General features: G+C 63.9%; 13 protein-coding genes. 9 read left to right on the top strand and 4 right to left on the bottom strand.

Annotated elements, in window-relative coordinates; translation table 11 throughout:
• Positions 1 to 134: 134 nt before the first annotated feature.
• Positions 135 to 1,013 carry an enoyl-ACP reductase FabI gene (locus QZL63_RS08820; RefSeq protein WP_022308954.1) on the top strand — a complete coding sequence of 293 codons (879 nt, stop codon included), beginning with the start codon at positions 135 to 137 and terminating at the stop codon, positions 1,011 to 1,013.
• 86 nt (positions 1,014 to 1,099) lie between these two features.
• Here QZL63_RS08820 and QZL63_RS08815 read toward each other — a convergent pair whose 3' ends face one another.
• The 3 genes from QZL63_RS08815 to QZL63_RS08805 are packed head-to-tail and all read right to left on the bottom strand — an operon-like array spanning position 1,100 to position 4,035.
• Positions 1,100 to 2,251: a cytochrome d ubiquinol oxidase subunit II gene (locus tag QZL63_RS08815; RefSeq protein ID WP_022308953.1), complete on the bottom strand. Its 1,152-nt coding sequence runs from the start codon at positions 2,249 to 2,251 to the stop codon at positions 1,100 to 1,102.
• 9 nt (positions 2,252 to 2,260) lie between these two features.
• Complete coding sequence (locus QZL63_RS08810) at positions 2,261 to 3,826, bottom strand: cytochrome ubiquinol oxidase subunit I (protein WP_022308952.1); 1,566 nt, start codon at positions 3,824 to 3,826, stop codon at positions 2,261 to 2,263.
• Positions 3,823 to 4,035: a DUF4492 domain-containing protein gene (locus QZL63_RS08805; RefSeq protein WP_022308951.1), complete on the bottom strand. Its 213-nt coding sequence runs from the start codon at positions 4,033 to 4,035 to the stop codon at positions 3,823 to 3,825. The genes QZL63_RS08810 and QZL63_RS08805 overlap by 4 nt, the downstream gene beginning before the upstream one ends.
• Before the next feature lie 251 nt (positions 4,036 to 4,286).
• On the opposite strand from QZL63_RS08805, the gene QZL63_RS08800 reads away from it, so the two are divergent.
• The 4 genes from QZL63_RS08800 (at position 4,287) to QZL63_RS08785 (ending at position 8,402) form a co-directional block, all read left to right on the top strand.
• Complete coding sequence (locus tag QZL63_RS08800) at positions 4,287 to 5,765, top strand: Na+/H+ antiporter NhaC family protein (RefSeq protein WP_290586608.1); 1,479 nt, start codon at positions 4,287 to 4,289, stop codon at positions 5,763 to 5,765.
• Positions 5,766 to 5,769: 4 nt separating this feature from the next.
• The gene (locus QZL63_RS08795; protein WP_022308949.1) at positions 5,770 to 6,423 is read left to right on the top strand and encodes an HAD family hydrolase; all 654 of its coding nucleotides are present in this window, start codon (positions 5,770 to 5,772) and stop codon (positions 6,421 to 6,423) included.
• Positions 6,424 to 6,684: 261 nt separating this feature from the next.
• Positions 6,685 to 7,473, top strand: a complete 789-nt coding sequence (locus QZL63_RS08790; protein ID WP_022308948.1) for a TetR/AcrR family transcriptional regulator — start codon at positions 6,685 to 6,687, stop codon at positions 7,471 to 7,473.
• 227 nt (positions 7,474 to 7,700) lie between these two features.
• Entirely contained in the window at positions 7,701 to 8,402 is a 702-nt protein-coding gene (locus tag QZL63_RS08785; RefSeq protein ID WP_290586605.1) for a hypothetical protein, read from the top strand.
• On the opposite strand, the gene QZL63_RS08780 is transcribed toward QZL63_RS08785, so the two are convergent.
• Positions 8,386 to 9,525, bottom strand: coding sequence for a sigma-54-dependent transcriptional regulator (locus tag QZL63_RS08780; RefSeq protein WP_022308946.1), 1,140 nt, complete (start codon positions 9,523 to 9,525; stop codon positions 8,386 to 8,388). The two genes, QZL63_RS08785 and QZL63_RS08780, sit on opposite strands and share 17 nt — an antisense overlap.
• A 192-nt stretch (positions 9,526 to 9,717) precedes the next feature.
• Between QZL63_RS08780 and QZL63_RS08775 the strand changes: the two genes are divergently transcribed.
• Genes QZL63_RS08775 through thyA form a run of 4 tightly spaced genes read left to right on the top strand, consistent with a single transcriptional unit; the run spans position 9,718 to position 13,303 of the window.
• A complete protein-coding gene (locus QZL63_RS08775) occupies positions 9,718 to 10,416 on the top strand; it encodes a DUF4290 domain-containing protein (RefSeq protein WP_022308945.1) in 699 nt (232 codons plus the stop codon).
• Positions 10,417 to 10,473: 57 nt separating this feature from the next.
• The gene (locus QZL63_RS08770) at positions 10,474 to 11,610 is read left to right on the top strand and encodes a TlpA disulfide reductase family protein (protein WP_022308944.1); all 1,137 of its coding nucleotides are present in this window, start codon (positions 10,474 to 10,476) and stop codon (positions 11,608 to 11,610) included.
• A complete protein-coding gene (locus tag QZL63_RS08765; protein ID WP_022308943.1) occupies positions 11,610 to 12,413 on the top strand; it encodes a UDP-2,3-diacylglucosamine diphosphatase in 804 nt (267 codons plus the stop codon). The genes QZL63_RS08770 and QZL63_RS08765 overlap by 1 nt, the downstream gene beginning before the upstream one ends.
• Entirely contained in the window at positions 12,410 to 13,303 is an 894-nt protein-coding gene (gene thyA, locus QZL63_RS08760; RefSeq protein WP_022308942.1) for a thymidylate synthase, read from the top strand. Before QZL63_RS08765 ends, thyA begins: the two co-directional genes overlap by 4 nt.
• The last annotated feature ends 1 nt before the right edge of the window (position 13,304 follow it).

Here is a 13,304-nt window from a genome sequence, read left to right as displayed (position 1 = left end):
GGAGTAGACTCCGCCGGCTGCCCGGAATGCCCTTCGGGGTAGCGGGCGTGGCATCTGCCGACGTTTTTCCGCCCGAGAGGCGGACTTTCCGAAAATTTCGTATCTTTGCACCGGATTTTAAAATTGGAAAGACAATGGCTTGCAACTTATTGAAAGGAAAGAAAGGATTGATCTTCGGAGCGCTCAACGAGCAGTCGATCGCCTGGAAAGTGGCCGAACGTGCCGTGGAGGAGGGTGCCGAGATCGTTCTCACGAATACCGCCGTATCCATCCGCATGGGAACCATCAACCGGTTGGCCGAGAAGTGCCACACGATCGTCGTTCCGGCCGATGCCACGAGCGTCGCCGATCTGGAGAACCTGATCGACAAGACCATGGAACACTTCGGCGGCAAGTTCGACTTCATGCTCCACTCGATCGGCATGTCGCCCAACGTCCGCAAGGGCCGCACCTACGACGATCTGGACTACGACTTCCTCTCGAAGACGCTCGACATCTCGGCCATCTCGTTCCACAAGGCCATCCAGGTGGCCCGCAAGAAGGACGCCATCAACGAGTGGGGTTCGATCGTGGCCCTTTCGTACATCGCCGCACAGCGCACCCTCTACGGCTACAACGACATGGCCGACGCCAAGGCGCTGCTCGAGTCGATCGCCCGCAGCTTCGGCTACATCTACGGGCGTGAGAAGCACGTGCGCATCAACACCGTCTCGCAGTCGCCGACGCAGACCACGGCCGGAAGCGGCGTGCTGGGTCTGGGCGACCTGATGTCCTTTGCCGAGAGCATGTCGCCGCTGGGCAACGCCACGGCGGAGGATTGCGCTGACTACGTGCTGACGCTCTTCTCGGATCTGACGCGCAAGGTGACGATGCAGAACCTCTACCACGACGGCGGTTTCTCGTCGATGGGCATGTCGCGCCGCGCGATGAAGACCTACGAGCGGGGCATGCGGTTCGACGACGTGCACGAGCACCAGTATCCCTTCGGCGGTGGTCCCGAGGAGCAGAAATAACCTTTGCGAGACGAAGGTCCGCACCGGAAACAGACGAGGGCGGAGGCATGTGCCTCCGCCCTCGTCTGCTGTCGGACGTGCGGCGGTCAGTACGAGTGGTCGTCCTGCCGCATCGTCTCGCGGGTGACGGGTTTGCGGGTCAAAGCACGCCAGGCGTAGGCGATGTAGGCCGCGACGAAGGGGACGAAGAGCGAGACCCAGGCCATCGTGCGGAGGGTGAATTCGCTCGACGACGAGTTGCGGATCGTCAGCGACGACTGCATCTCCGTGAGCGAAGGGTAGTAGGCTGTGTTGTTCCATCCGGCCAGGAGCAGCAGGGCCAGCACCGTGAGCACCGTGCCTGCACCGCCGAACCAGATGGCCCGTCGCTTCCCCTGCCACCCCATACCGATGCTCCAGAGCACGGCGACGATGCCGGCGAGGAGCAGGGTTGCCACGGCGGGCATCTCCTGCAGGTTGTGCAGGTATTTGTGGGGTTCCGCGCAGATCACGCCCGTGGCGGGATCCTCCGTCCATCCGTCGGCCGTGAGGAGGCAGAGCAGCCAGATGACGAACACGGCGACGAATCCGCCCGATATGCGGCGCAGGCAGCTGCGGATGCGGAGCCGGATCGGTTCGTCGTCGATGTCGTGTGCGAGGAACTGGCAGGCCAGGATCATCGAGAGCAGCATGACCGAGAGCCCTAGCCCCCAGTTGCGGGAATTTGCGGCCGCCTCCAGTCCGTGCCAGGGGGTCGCCCATTGCGAGATCACCGCCGAACCCCCTCCGGCCGCGTTGGCCAGGTTGAGACGGTCCACCGTAAACTCCGCCCCCGTGAAGAGCGTCCCGACGGCCATGCCCAGCAGCAGCGGCCCGAGGAGGCCGTTGATGAGCAGGAAGGCGTCGTAGGTGCGCTCCCCGAAGACATTCGAGGGCTTGCGGCGGTATTCGTAGGCCACGGCCTGCACGACGAAGCAGAGCAGGATGGCTATCCAGACGTAGACCGCGCCGCCGAACGACGTGGAGTAGAAGAGCGGGAACGAGGCGAAGAAGGCCCCGCCGAAGGTAACGAGTGTCGTGAAGGTGAGTTCCCACTTGCGGCCCAGCGAATGGACGATCAGGTTGCGCTCCTCGTCCGTGTGTCCGATCCGGTAGAGCAGCGCCTGCCCGCCCTGCACGAAGAGCAGGAAGACCAGCAGGGCGCCCAGCAGCGAGATGATGAACCACCAATAGTGTTGCAGGAAGGTGAGGGTATCCATGGCGCGGCGTTATTTTTCGGGTTCGGGACCCAGTTTGATCTGTCGGAAGAGGATGCTCAGTTCGGCGACGAGCAGCGCCGTGAAGAGCACGAGGAAGAGGATGAAGGTCGTGGTGACCGACCCGCTCGGGATCTTCGAGGCGGCGACGCCCACCGGCATCAGTTCCTGAATGGCCCACGGCTGGCGGCCCGCCTCGGCGACGATCCATCCGGCCTGCGAGGCGGCGTAGGCCAGCGGGATGCACCATACGGCCGTATGCAGCAGCCAGCGTTTCGAGGCGAGGCGGTCGCGGCGGTTGTACCACCAGACGAGCCCCAGCACGAGGATGAACAGACAGCCGGCGCCGACCATCACGCGGAACGAGTAGAAGAGCAGCGGGACGTTGGGTACGAGCTGCTGCACGTCGTCGATGTACCCGTAGCCGAAATAGGCGAAGTATTCGCGCAGGAAGTGCCCGCCCTGCGCCGTGTCGGGGTTGAACAGCTCTTCGATCTGCCGCATCGTCCCCTCGTCGCCCCCGTCGCGAGCCGTGCGGTAGCGGTCGAGCGTGGCGACGACGGCGCGTCCGCGTGCGATCTTCTCCTCGGCCGACAGGATGCCGCGTCCGGCATTGCCTTCGATCAGGTCGTTGATGCCGGCCACATAGGCCTCGGCGTCGCGGAAACTCATGATGGACAACAGTTTCGGGATGTCGATCCGGAAATGGAACGTCTCCCCGGCCGAGCGTTTCTCTTCGGACTGGAGTACCCCGACGACCGTGAGCGGAGCCCCTTCGCTCCCTTCGTAGAGGGCCTCCATGGCGGCGAGCTTCATGGGCTGCGTGCGTGCGATGACGGCGCCCGAGCGGTCGCCCGTGAAGGCCGTTACGAGGGCGAAGACGAACCCGAATGCCGCGGCCACGGCGATGCTTTTCGAGGCCATGCGCTTCTCGCGCCCGCGGAGCAGGTACCAGGCGCTGACCCCCACGACGAAGAGTGCGGCCAGTACGAACGACGAGGTCACCGTGTGCAGGAACTTGTTCACGGCCACGGGCGAGAGGGCCACCTCGGCGAACGAGCTCATCTCGTTGCGCACGGTCGCGAGGTTGAACGTGCAGCCCACGGGGTGCTGCATCCAGGCGTTGGCCACGAGGATCCACCATGCCGAGAGGTTGGCCCCGAAAGCCGTGAGCCATGTGGCCGTGAGGTGAAACCCCTTCGAGACCTTGTTCCAGCCGAAGAACATGACGGCCACGAACGTGCTCTCGAGGAAGAAGGCCAGGATGCCCTCGATGGCCAGCGGGGCGCCGAAGATGTCACCCACGAAGTAGGAGTAGTTTGACCAGTTGGTGCCGAACTCGAATTCGAGGATAATGCCCGTCGCCACGCCGATGGCGAAGTTGATGCCGAACAGGCGCATCCAGAATTTGGTGGTGCGGCGCCAGAAATCGTCGCCCGTGCGGACATAGAGCGTCTCCATGATGGCGACAAGGAATCCCAGCCCGAGCGTGAGCGGGACGAACAGCCAGTGGTAGATGGCCGTCAGGGCGAATTGCGCGCGCGACCAATCGACGGTCGAGAGGTAATCGGAGATCATGGTTGGTGGGTGGTTGTCAGGTTTTCGAGCACGTGTCGGGCCTGCTCGTCGTCGCTTTTCCCGGCGAGCAGGTCGGGAAAGAAGAAGAGCTTGAGCACGGCGAACAGGACGAACAGCTTGATGAGTATGATGGCCCAAAGCGTCCGTCCGAGGGTCATCTCCCGGAAGCCGTCGATGTAGAATCGGATGACGTTGCGCAGCATCTCCATGGGTTCGGCCGTGTTGTTGTCCCGGTCAAATATACAACAATTCCGCAAAACACCGCCTTCGGGAGGAAAAAAATGCGCTGGCGGGTCAAATGCGGCCGTATCTTGCTCGGATGATGTTGTGGCGTATCTCTCCGCACCATTCCCTGTTCCGCATTTTCCCGCCGCTGATCCTTCCGCTTCGGCCCCTGGGTGCGGAACACCGATTTTTTCACTATTTTTGCCGGCCGGAAACGGCTTAACCGAAACGTGAAATGACTCGAAAAATACAAAAACAGCCCTCGCCCTGGGTGTCGGCCATTCCGCTGGCCGTGCTGACGCTGCTGCTCTATGTCGTGATCCGCGCCTTCGGGGGCGATGCCATCAACGGCGGCAGCCAGATCGCGCTGCTCTCCGCCACGTCGGTCTGCGTCATGCTCTCGATCGGTATCTACCGCTGCCGCTGGGCGGTGCTCGAGGAGGCGATCATCGACAACATCCGCGCCTCGGCCTCGGCCATCCTGATCCTGCTGCTCATCGGAGCCATCTCCGGCACGTGGATGGTATCGGGCGTGGTGCCCACGATGATCCACTACGGGCTCGAGGTCCTGCATCCGTCGTTTTTCCTGGTCGCCTCGTGCGCCATATGTGCCGTCGTGTCGCTCATGACGGGCAGTTCGTGGACGACGATCGCCACCATCGGCGTGGCGCTGATGGGTATCGGCCGGGCGATGGAGTTCCCCGAAGGGTGGGTTGCCGGCGCCATCATCTCGGGCGCCTATTTCGGCGACAAGCTTTCGCTGCTGTCGGACACGACCGTGCTCGCCTCGTCCACGGTCGGCGTGCCGCTCTTCACCCACATCCGCTATATGCTCTATACGACCGTGCCCTCGATGGCCGTGGCGCTGGGAGTCTTCACCGCTGCAGGCTTCTGGCTCGACCACGGCGCGGCCTCCGAGTCGGGGGCCTATGCCGCCGCACTGGCCTCGTCGTTCCACCTCTCGCCGTGGCTGCTTCTCGTACCGCTGGCCACGGGCATCCTGATCGCCCGCAAGCTGCCGGCCATCGTCACGCTCTTCTGCGCCGTGGTCTTCGCCTGTGTGGCGATGCTTCTGGTGCAGCCCGATCTGGTCGCCCGGGTGGCCGGGGTATCCTCGCTCGACTTCATGTCGGGCTTCAAGGGGGTGCTCATGTCGTGCTTCGGTCCGACGGCTCTGCCGACCGGAAGCGCCGAACTCGACGCGCTGGTCGCGACGCGCGGCATGAGCGGCATGCTCAATACCGTGTGGCTGATCATCTGCGCCATGTGCTTCGGCGGCGTGATGACCGGCAGCGGCATGCTGCGTTCGCTGACCGAGCTCTTCCTGCGCTTCGTTCGTCGGAGCTTCTCGGCCGTGGCCTCGACGGTCGGCGCCGGCATCTTCTTCAATCTCTGTACGGCCGACCAGTACATCTCGATCATCCTCTCGGGACGCCTGTTCAAGGATCTGTATGCCGAGCGGGGATTCGAGGAGCGTCTGCTGAGCCGCTCGGTCGAGGATTCGGCCACGGTCTGCTCGGTGCTCGTGCCGTGGAACTCGTGCGGCATGACGCAGGCCACGGTGCTGGGCGTCTCGACCTTCGTCTATCTGCCTTACTGTATTTTCAATATCGTCTCCCCGCTCATGTCGCTGCTCGTTGCGGCCCTGGGGTGGGGGATCGCGCCGCCCGCCGCGCCGGCTGCGGCCCCGGGTCGCGCGCAACAAGCTCAATGATGCGATGAAGAACACCGAACTCGTCATTTTCGATCTCGACGGCACGCTGCTCAATACGATCGGCGACCTGGCCGTCTCGTGCAACGCCGTGCTGGCGCTGCGGGGACTCCCGCAGCACTCCTATGAGGAGTACTGCCATTTTGTGGGCAACGGCATCCTGCGCCTGGTCGAACGGGCGCTGCCCGAACCGCTGCGCACACCCGAGAACGTCGCCCTGGTGCGCGCCGACTTCGTGAAGTACTACACGGAGCACATCGACACCTATACGAAACCCTACGACGGAATTCCCGAACTGGTGGCCGAACTGCGCCGCCGGGGGCTGCGGCTGGCCGTGGCCTCGAACAAGTTCCAGGCCGGGACCGAGAAGCTCATCGGACTCTTCTTCCCGCCCGAAACCTTCGACGTGGTCTTCGGCCAGCGGCCCGACGTGCCGCTGAAACCCTCTCCGGCCGTGGTCGAGGAGATCCTCGCTCGAACCGGGACGGCTCCGGAGCGGGTGCTCTACGTGGGCGATTCGGGCGTCGATATGGAGACGGCCCGCGCGGCCGGGGTCCGTTCGTGCGGCGTGACGTGGGGTTTCCGCGAGCGGGAGGAGCTCGTCGGGGCCGGGGCGGTGCACCTGATCGACCGGCCCGAGGAGCTCCTCGGCCTGCTGTAGCCCGAGCCGCCGGCCGGGACAGACCGCCCGTCGAAACGGCCCGGGCGACCCGGCCGTTTGGGGCTGCTCCACGTTGCACGTTTCGTGTGCCGGCCTTGTGTCGCCGGCGCCGTCCGGTTCGGCCGCATCCGTTTCGTGCGGTCGTTTTTGCTCTTTCCCCTCTCTTTTTTGCCCTCCGGATTTGGCGCTTTGCGCAAAATCCGCTACTTTTGTTCCCGGCCGGTAACATGTATTGGAAAAGCGTGTGCCGCAAGCGAAAGGATGAAACGGACGGAACGGGATCGGGAGGCTACGGAGCGGCGGTTGCTGGAGGCTGTCGGGGAACTGGTGTGCGAATCGGGGTTCGAACAGATCGGCATCAATGCACTGGCAGCCCGTGCCGGAGTGTCGAAGGTGTTGGTTTACCGTTATTTCGGGTCGGTCGATGGTCTGCTGGCCGCCTATGTCCGCCGCCACGATTTCTGGTTCGGCCTGCCCGACGGGGTGCCCGACCGGGCCTGCCTGCCTGACTTTCTCAAGCGGCTGTTCCGCGAGCAGGTGGCACGCCTGCGCGGCAACGCTGCGCTGCGGCGGCTCTATCGTTGGGAGCTGTCGTCTGACCACCCGCTGGTGGCCGGACTGCGTGCTCAGCGCGAACGGATCGGGGTCGAGCTGACCCGCCGGGTGTGCGAGCGGGCCGGGCTGTGCGAGGAGCGGGTGGCCGTGCTGGCCGCCGTCATCGCCTCGGCGACGACTTATCTGGCCATGCTCGGGGATTTCTGCCCCTGCTATAACGGTATTCCGTTGGATGGCGAGGCGGGTTGGGAACGGATCTGCCGCGGTGCCGACGAGCTGGTCGATGCGCTTTTCCGCTCCGACGGCGGGCCGGCAGCCGGAATGGAGGACGTTTCAGACGAGCCCGGCGGGATTGCCTGCTGCGGAGATGTCCGGGACGATGCGGCCTGTGGGGTGGCTGGCGGTTTGACCGCCTTTGAAGCCGGGGACTGCGATGCTGCTGCGGATGGCAAGGTCGGTGGCTCCGGTTGTGCCGCGCCGGAGGTTGCGAGGTGACTCCGATATTTTTTTGCAATTTATGTTACCTTGAGGTAACAAATGATAAAAACAAGAAGGACAAATGGATGCGAAGATGAAAAGAGGGACGGCGTGGGGCCGGATGCTGTTCGGTTTGCCGATTTTTGCCGTATTGTGTCTTCGGTTTGCCGATTTTTGGCGTATTGTGTCTGGTCGGGGGCGGCGGCCGGACGGCCGCCGGCCGGGGAGGGGCGTCCGACCGTGGGGTGGCGTATAGTGACAGCTCCCTGCAGGTGGTGGTCGAGCCCGGAACGGAGTGGCTGCACGACTTCCCGCTCTTTCTGGGGCTGAAGCGCCGCAACCCGCCGCAGATGGCCATCTGGATCGAGAGCCCTGAAGGAGCGTATCTTGCCACGGTTTATGTCACGCGGCGGATCGCCTCCCAGTCGTGGCGCATGGCGCGGCCCCCCCCCGGGGGGGGCCGCGGGGCGGGGGGCACCCGCCGTCGCGAGGCGCTGCCGCACTGGTGTCACCGCCGCGGGGTGCGCTATGCCGACGGGTTGTACCTGCCGACCCGCGAGGAGCCGCTTCCGGATGCGGTGTCGGGAGCTACGCCGCGGGGCGGCTTCGAGGCCCGGTTCGTGCGGGATACGGCCTGGGGATGTTTTGTCGTGAAGGTCGAGGTGAACCATTCGACCGATTTTAACGACACCTGGCCCCGCTCGGCCCGCGAAGGGGAGGCCGGATGGACCGGCGGGCGCTACGGCAGCGGCCAGCCCGCCCTGGTCTACGCTGCCGTGATCGATCCCGCATCGGAGGAGCGGAGCGTCGAGGCGCGCCTCGTGGGGCACAGTTCGCCCGACGGCAGCGACGGCCGTGTGACGGCCGACCTCACGGGGCTGACATCGGCCCTGCGGATCATCGACCGCATCGTGGTCCGCCTGCCGCCGGTCAGCAGTAGAGACTGACGTCGTCGGCCGTGATGCGGTCGCCCGAGAGGACGATCAGCCGTTCGACGACGTTGCGCAGTTCGCGGATGTTGCCGCTCCACGGCATCCCCTGCAGGGCCTCGAGTGCGGCCCGGTCGATCGGTTTGGGTGCCGTGCCGTACTCTTCGGAGATCGTCCGGATGAAGTGCCCGACCAGCTGCGGGATGTCGCCGGCGTGCTCGCGCAGGGCCGGGACGCGGATTACGACTACGCCGATGCGGTGGTAGAGATCCTCGCGGAACTCGCCCCGGCGGATCAGCTCCTTGAGGTCCTTGTTCGTCGCGGCGATCACCCGCACGTCCACCTCGATCTCCTTGTCGCCGCCCACGCGGCTGATGCGGTTCTCCTGAAGGGCCCGCAGCACCTTGGCCTGTGCGGCGGGCGACATGTCGCCGATCTCGTCCATGAAGAGCGTGCCCCCGTCGGCCTGCTCGAATTTGCCCTTGCGCTGCTTGACGGCCGAGGTGAAGGCTCCGCGCTCGTGGCCGAAGAGTTCGCTCTCGATCAGTTCGGAGGGGATTGCCGCACAATTGACCTCGACGAACGGCCCGCCCGCCCGTGCGCTCTTGACATGCAGCCAGCGGGCCACGAGCTCCTTGCCCGTGCCGTTTTCTCCCGTGATGAGTACGCGCGCCTCGCACGGAGCCACCTTGTCGATCAGCCGGCGGACGTGTTCGATCTGGGGTGAGTCGCCGATGATGTGTTCCGTTTCGGCGGGATGGGCGCGGCGGCAGCGGCGCACCGGAGGATTTGCCGCGGCTGCGGCCGGCTGCGGGGCGGGAGCCGCGAGCGTCTGCCGGATGGATTCCAGCAGGTGGTTCATGTCGATGGGTTTGGTGAGGTAATCCCGGGCGCCGTTCCGTACGGCCCGCACCGCCGAGTCGATCGATGCTTCGGACGAAAGGGCGATGAACGGGACTCCGGTGTCGGGGACCGTGCAGGCCGTGTCGGAGAGGATCACGTCGAAGGGGATCTTCGCGCAGAGTTCCGATGCCGTGCGGGCATCCTCGGCGGCCTCGGTCGAGAACCCCTCGTATTCGAGACGCTCGCGCAGGATGTTTCGCACGCTTTTTGAACGGTCGAGAATTAAAACTTTCGCCATGTCTTGTTTTTCCTGAAATTTTGTCTACTTTTGTCCCAAAGTTATGACTTTCCGCGCTGTAAACCCAATCCGGCAGGGGGCGACAGCCCGTCGCGGAGAGCTCGCAAAAGATCTTGGATCGGTCTATCGCCGATGGCCGGACGGAGGCTCCGGCGGACGAAACGGAACAGTGGCGAAGACCGCAATAACACTATGAAAAAGAACTACAACTACACACGACGCAAGTTGTTCCTTCCCGAATACGGGCGCCATATCCATGAGATGATCGATTCGCTCATGGAGATCGAGGACCGCCGCGAGCGCAACCGGCAGGCACGGGCCGTCATCGCCGTCATGGGCAATCTCAATCCGCTGCTGCGCGATACGGCCGATTTTACGCACAAGCTGTGGGATCACCTGTTCATTATGTCTGATTTTCAGCTGGATGTGGACTCTCCGTATCCGCGGCCCACGCGCCAGGACCTGACCGTCACGCCGCGGCGCATGGCCTATTCGCAGGGGCGCATCGCCTACAAGCACTACGGCAAATACGTCGAGCGGATGATCCGTTCGCTCGGCGAGGAGCGCAATCCGCAGGCCGTGGCCCGCACGGTGGACAACCTGGCCCGCTACATGCGCACGAAGAGTTACGAATACAATCAGGAGCATCCCAACAACGAGGTGATCGTTCGGGACATCAAGCGAATGTCCGGAGGGACGATCGAAATCGACGAAAATGCCATAAACAATCTCCGAAGCGACTACAAACAGCACTTTTCGGCACGTCCCCAGAAAGGGGCGCAACCCGGACGGCAGAACCATCCGCAGCAGCGGCAGCAGAAAAACCGGGGGACGCAGCAGCATCGCAGTTTTGCGAAAAACAACGGGCAGCATCGCAATTCGTCGAAATAATCGGCGGCCGTTTTGGTAATTTTGCTATCTTTGTAGCCATTAAACGCGAAAAAACAGATGAACAGACAAACGTTTTTCGTCCTGTGTTCGGCGGCGGTCGTGCTGTGCGGCTGCGAATCGTCGAAGGTGAAGATCTCGGGCCGGTTCGTCGGTACGGAGGCCCGCAAGGTCTACCTCGAGGAGGCTTCGCCCCTGCGGCAGACGATCGTCGATTCCACGCAACTGGCCGATGACGGCAGCTACCGTTTCCAGTTGAACGGTGTGTCGGCTACGCCCGCGCTCTATAACGTCGTCTTCAACAACGAACGCATTCCGCTGCTCCTTGCCGGCGGCGACCGGGTGACCCTTTCGTCGGCCGGGAACGTCGTGCGCAACTATACGGTCGAGGGCAGCGAGGAGTCGGCCCTGCTGCGCCAGTTCTACCAGGGGTTCGTCTCGGGGGCCCAGCGGCTCGACGAGATTGCGCGCCGCGTGGCTGCCATGAGCGACAAGACCGCCGAGCGTGACTCGCTCGTGCGCGCCTATACCGACGAGTACTACCGCATCCGGCGCGAGCAGCTGCGCTTCATCATCGAGAACAAGGCATCGCTGGCTGCGGTCTATGCACTCTACCAGCGCCTGCCGGGCGACACCTACCTGTTCAACGGCGACAGCGACGTGGTCTACTACCGTACGGTGGCCGAGGCGATCGCCGACCGCTATCCGACCTCGCCCTACGTGCAGTCGCTGCAGGCCGAGGTGGAGCGGATGGATGCCCGGATCGACCTGATGTCGAGGGTCACCGAGCGCGGCTACCCCGACCTGGAGCTGACCGACATGTACGGCAAGCAGGTCCGTCTCTCGTCGTTGGCCGGCAAGGTCGTGCTGCTCGACTTCTGGTCGGCCGAGGCCGGAACGGGCAATGCGCTGAATGCCGATCTGAAGGAGATCTATGCCAAATATGCCGACCGTGGATTCGAGGTCTATCAGGTGGCTGTCGATACCTCCAAGCCGCTGTGGATCACGGCTGTGCAGGAACAGCAGCTGCCGTGGATCTCGGTAAGCGACCTGCGCGGCAGCGCATCGGCGGCACTCCGCCTCTACAACGTGCAGCGCCTGCCCGCCAACTTCCTCATCGACCGGGACGGAAACATCGTGGCCAAGGATCTCTACGGCAACAGCCTGGTGGAGAAACTCGATGAACTGACCCGTTGATGCACTATTTCGCCTCGGACATACACCTCGGTGCGGGCGATCCGGCCGCAGCCCGGGAGGTCGAACGGCGTTTTGTCGCCTGGCTCGACCGGGCGGGGCGCGATGCGGAGTCGATCTTCCTGGTGGGCGACATCTTCGATTTCTGGTTCGAATACCGCCGCGTAGTGCCCAAAGGCTTCGTGCGGACGCTGGGCAAACTGGCCGAACTGACCGACCGGGGCGTGCGCGTGGTCTTCCTGACGGGTAACCACGACATGTGGGTGGGCGACTACCTGACGCGCGAATGCGGCGTTGAGGTGTACACTGCGCCGCAGCTGCTCACACTCGGTGGACGGCGCATCTTCGTGGCCCACGGCGACAACATGAACATCGACGGACAGCCGATGCTCCGCCTGCTCAACCGCATCTTCCGCTCGCGGACGTTGCGGTGGCTCTTCTCGTGGGGCGTACATCCCGACTGGGCGATGCGTTTCGGGCACTGGTGGAGCGGAAAGTCGCGCAAGCGGCACAACGACGCCGACCGCCGTGCCGCCGAGACGGGCGGTCCGGGCGGGTTCGACGCTTCGCTCACCGAGCCGCTGATTGCCTATGCGCGGAGTTATGCCGCGACGCATGAGGTCGATGACTTCGTCTTCGGGCACATGCATTTCGCACGCGACTACCGCGACGGGGCGCTGCATGTGGTCCACCTGGGTTGCTGGGAGAAGAATCCGGCCTATGCGGTGCTCGACAACCGGGGCGTGCTGTCGCTGCGGAAACTCGAAGAGGAGGAGCCGCTGCCGGCAAAAAACGGAACACGATGAAACAGTATCTCGACTTGCTGCGGCGTATCAAGGCCGAAGGGGTGGTGCGGGGCGACCGCACCGGGACCGGCACGAAGGGGATCTTCGGACATCAGATGCGCTTCGACCTGGCGGAGGGCTTTCCGCTGCTGACCACCAAACGGGTCTTTCTCAAGGGGGTGATCCACGAACTGTTGTGGTTCCTGCGCGGAGATACGAATATCCGCTATCTGGTCGAACAGGGGGTTCACATCTGGGACAACGACGCATACCGCTATTATAAGGAGTGCTGTGCTCCGCGGGGGCTCGAACCCCTCGGGCGCGACGAGTTTCTGGCCTCTGCGGGCGGCGAGTCGCCGATCGAGGGCTATCGCTACGGCGACCTGAACCACGTCTACGGATACCAGTGGCGTTCGTGGCCCCGTCCCGACGGCAGCACCGTCGATCAGATTGCCCGGGCTGTCGATACAATCCGCCGCAATCCCGAGTCGCGCCGTATCGTGGTCTCGGCCTGGAACGTTGCCGAGGTCGATCAGATGGCCCTGCCGCCGTGTCACGTGCTGTTCCAGTTCTACGTGGCCGAAGGGCGCCTCTCGTGCCAGCTCTACCAGCGGAGCGCCGATACGTTTCTCGGCGTGCCGTTCAACATCGCCTCCTATGCCCTGCTGACGATGATGATGGCGCAGGTCTGCGACCTGCAGCCCGGCGAATTCATCCACACGCTCGGCGATACGCATATCTATCTGAACCATTTCGCGCAGGTCGATGAACAGCTCGCGCGTGAACCGCGGCCGCTGCCGACCATGCGGCTGAACCGTGCGGTGCGGTCGGTTTTCGACTTCCGCTACGAGGACTTCACGCTCGAGGGATACGATCCCTGGCCGGCGATCAAAGCACCCATGTCATTCTGAA

Source organism: Alistipes sp. CAG:268, assembly GCA_000434235.1.
Classification (GTDB): domain Bacteria; phylum Bacteroidota; class Bacteroidia; order Bacteroidales; family Rikenellaceae; genus Alistipes; species Alistipes avistercoris.
The sequence above is the reverse complement of the archived record's forward strand: the minus strand, read 5'-3'. Positions and strand labels throughout refer to the sequence as shown.

Excerpts from the sequence above, each read along its gene's own strand:
- QZL63_RS08770 (WP_022308944.1), top strand. The coding sequence starts at position 10,474 with ATGAACAGACAAACGTTTTTCGTCCTGTGTTCGGCGGCGGTCGTGCTG.
- QZL63_RS08790 (WP_022308948.1), top strand. The coding sequence starts at position 6,685 with ATGAAACGGACGGAACGGGATCGGGAGGCTACGGAGCGGCGGTTGCTG.
- QZL63_RS08775 (WP_022308945.1), top strand. The coding sequence starts at position 9,718 with ATGAAAAAGAACTACAACTACACACGACGCAAGTTGTTCCTTCCCGAA.
- thyA (WP_022308942.1), top strand. The coding sequence starts at position 12,410 with ATGAAACAGTATCTCGACTTGCTGCGGCGTATCAAGGCCGAAGGGGTG.
- QZL63_RS08800 (WP_290586608.1), top strand. The coding sequence starts at position 4,287 with ATGACTCGAAAAATACAAAAACAGCCCTCGCCCTGGGTGTCGGCCATT.
- QZL63_RS08810 (WP_022308952.1), bottom strand. The coding sequence starts at position 3,826 with ATGATCTCCGATTACCTCTCGACCGTCGATTGGTCGCGCGCGCAATTC.
- QZL63_RS08765 (WP_022308943.1), top strand. The coding sequence starts at position 11,610 with ATGCACTATTTCGCCTCGGACATACACCTCGGTGCGGGCGATCCGGCC.
- QZL63_RS08805 (WP_022308951.1), bottom strand. The coding sequence starts at position 4,035 with ATGGAGATGCTGCGCAACGTCATCCGATTCTACATCGACGGCTTCCGG.
- QZL63_RS08780 (WP_022308946.1), bottom strand. The coding sequence starts at position 9,525 with ATGGCGAAAGTTTTAATTCTCGACCGTTCAAAAAGCGTGCGAAACATC.
- QZL63_RS08820 (WP_022308954.1), top strand. The coding sequence starts at position 135 with ATGGCTTGCAACTTATTGAAAGGAAAGAAAGGATTGATCTTCGGAGCG.
- QZL63_RS08815 (WP_022308953.1), bottom strand. The coding sequence starts at position 2,251 with ATGGATACCCTCACCTTCCTGCAACACTATTGGTGGTTCATCATCTCG.
- QZL63_RS08795 (WP_022308949.1), top strand. The coding sequence starts at position 5,770 with ATGAAGAACACCGAACTCGTCATTTTCGATCTCGACGGCACGCTGCTC.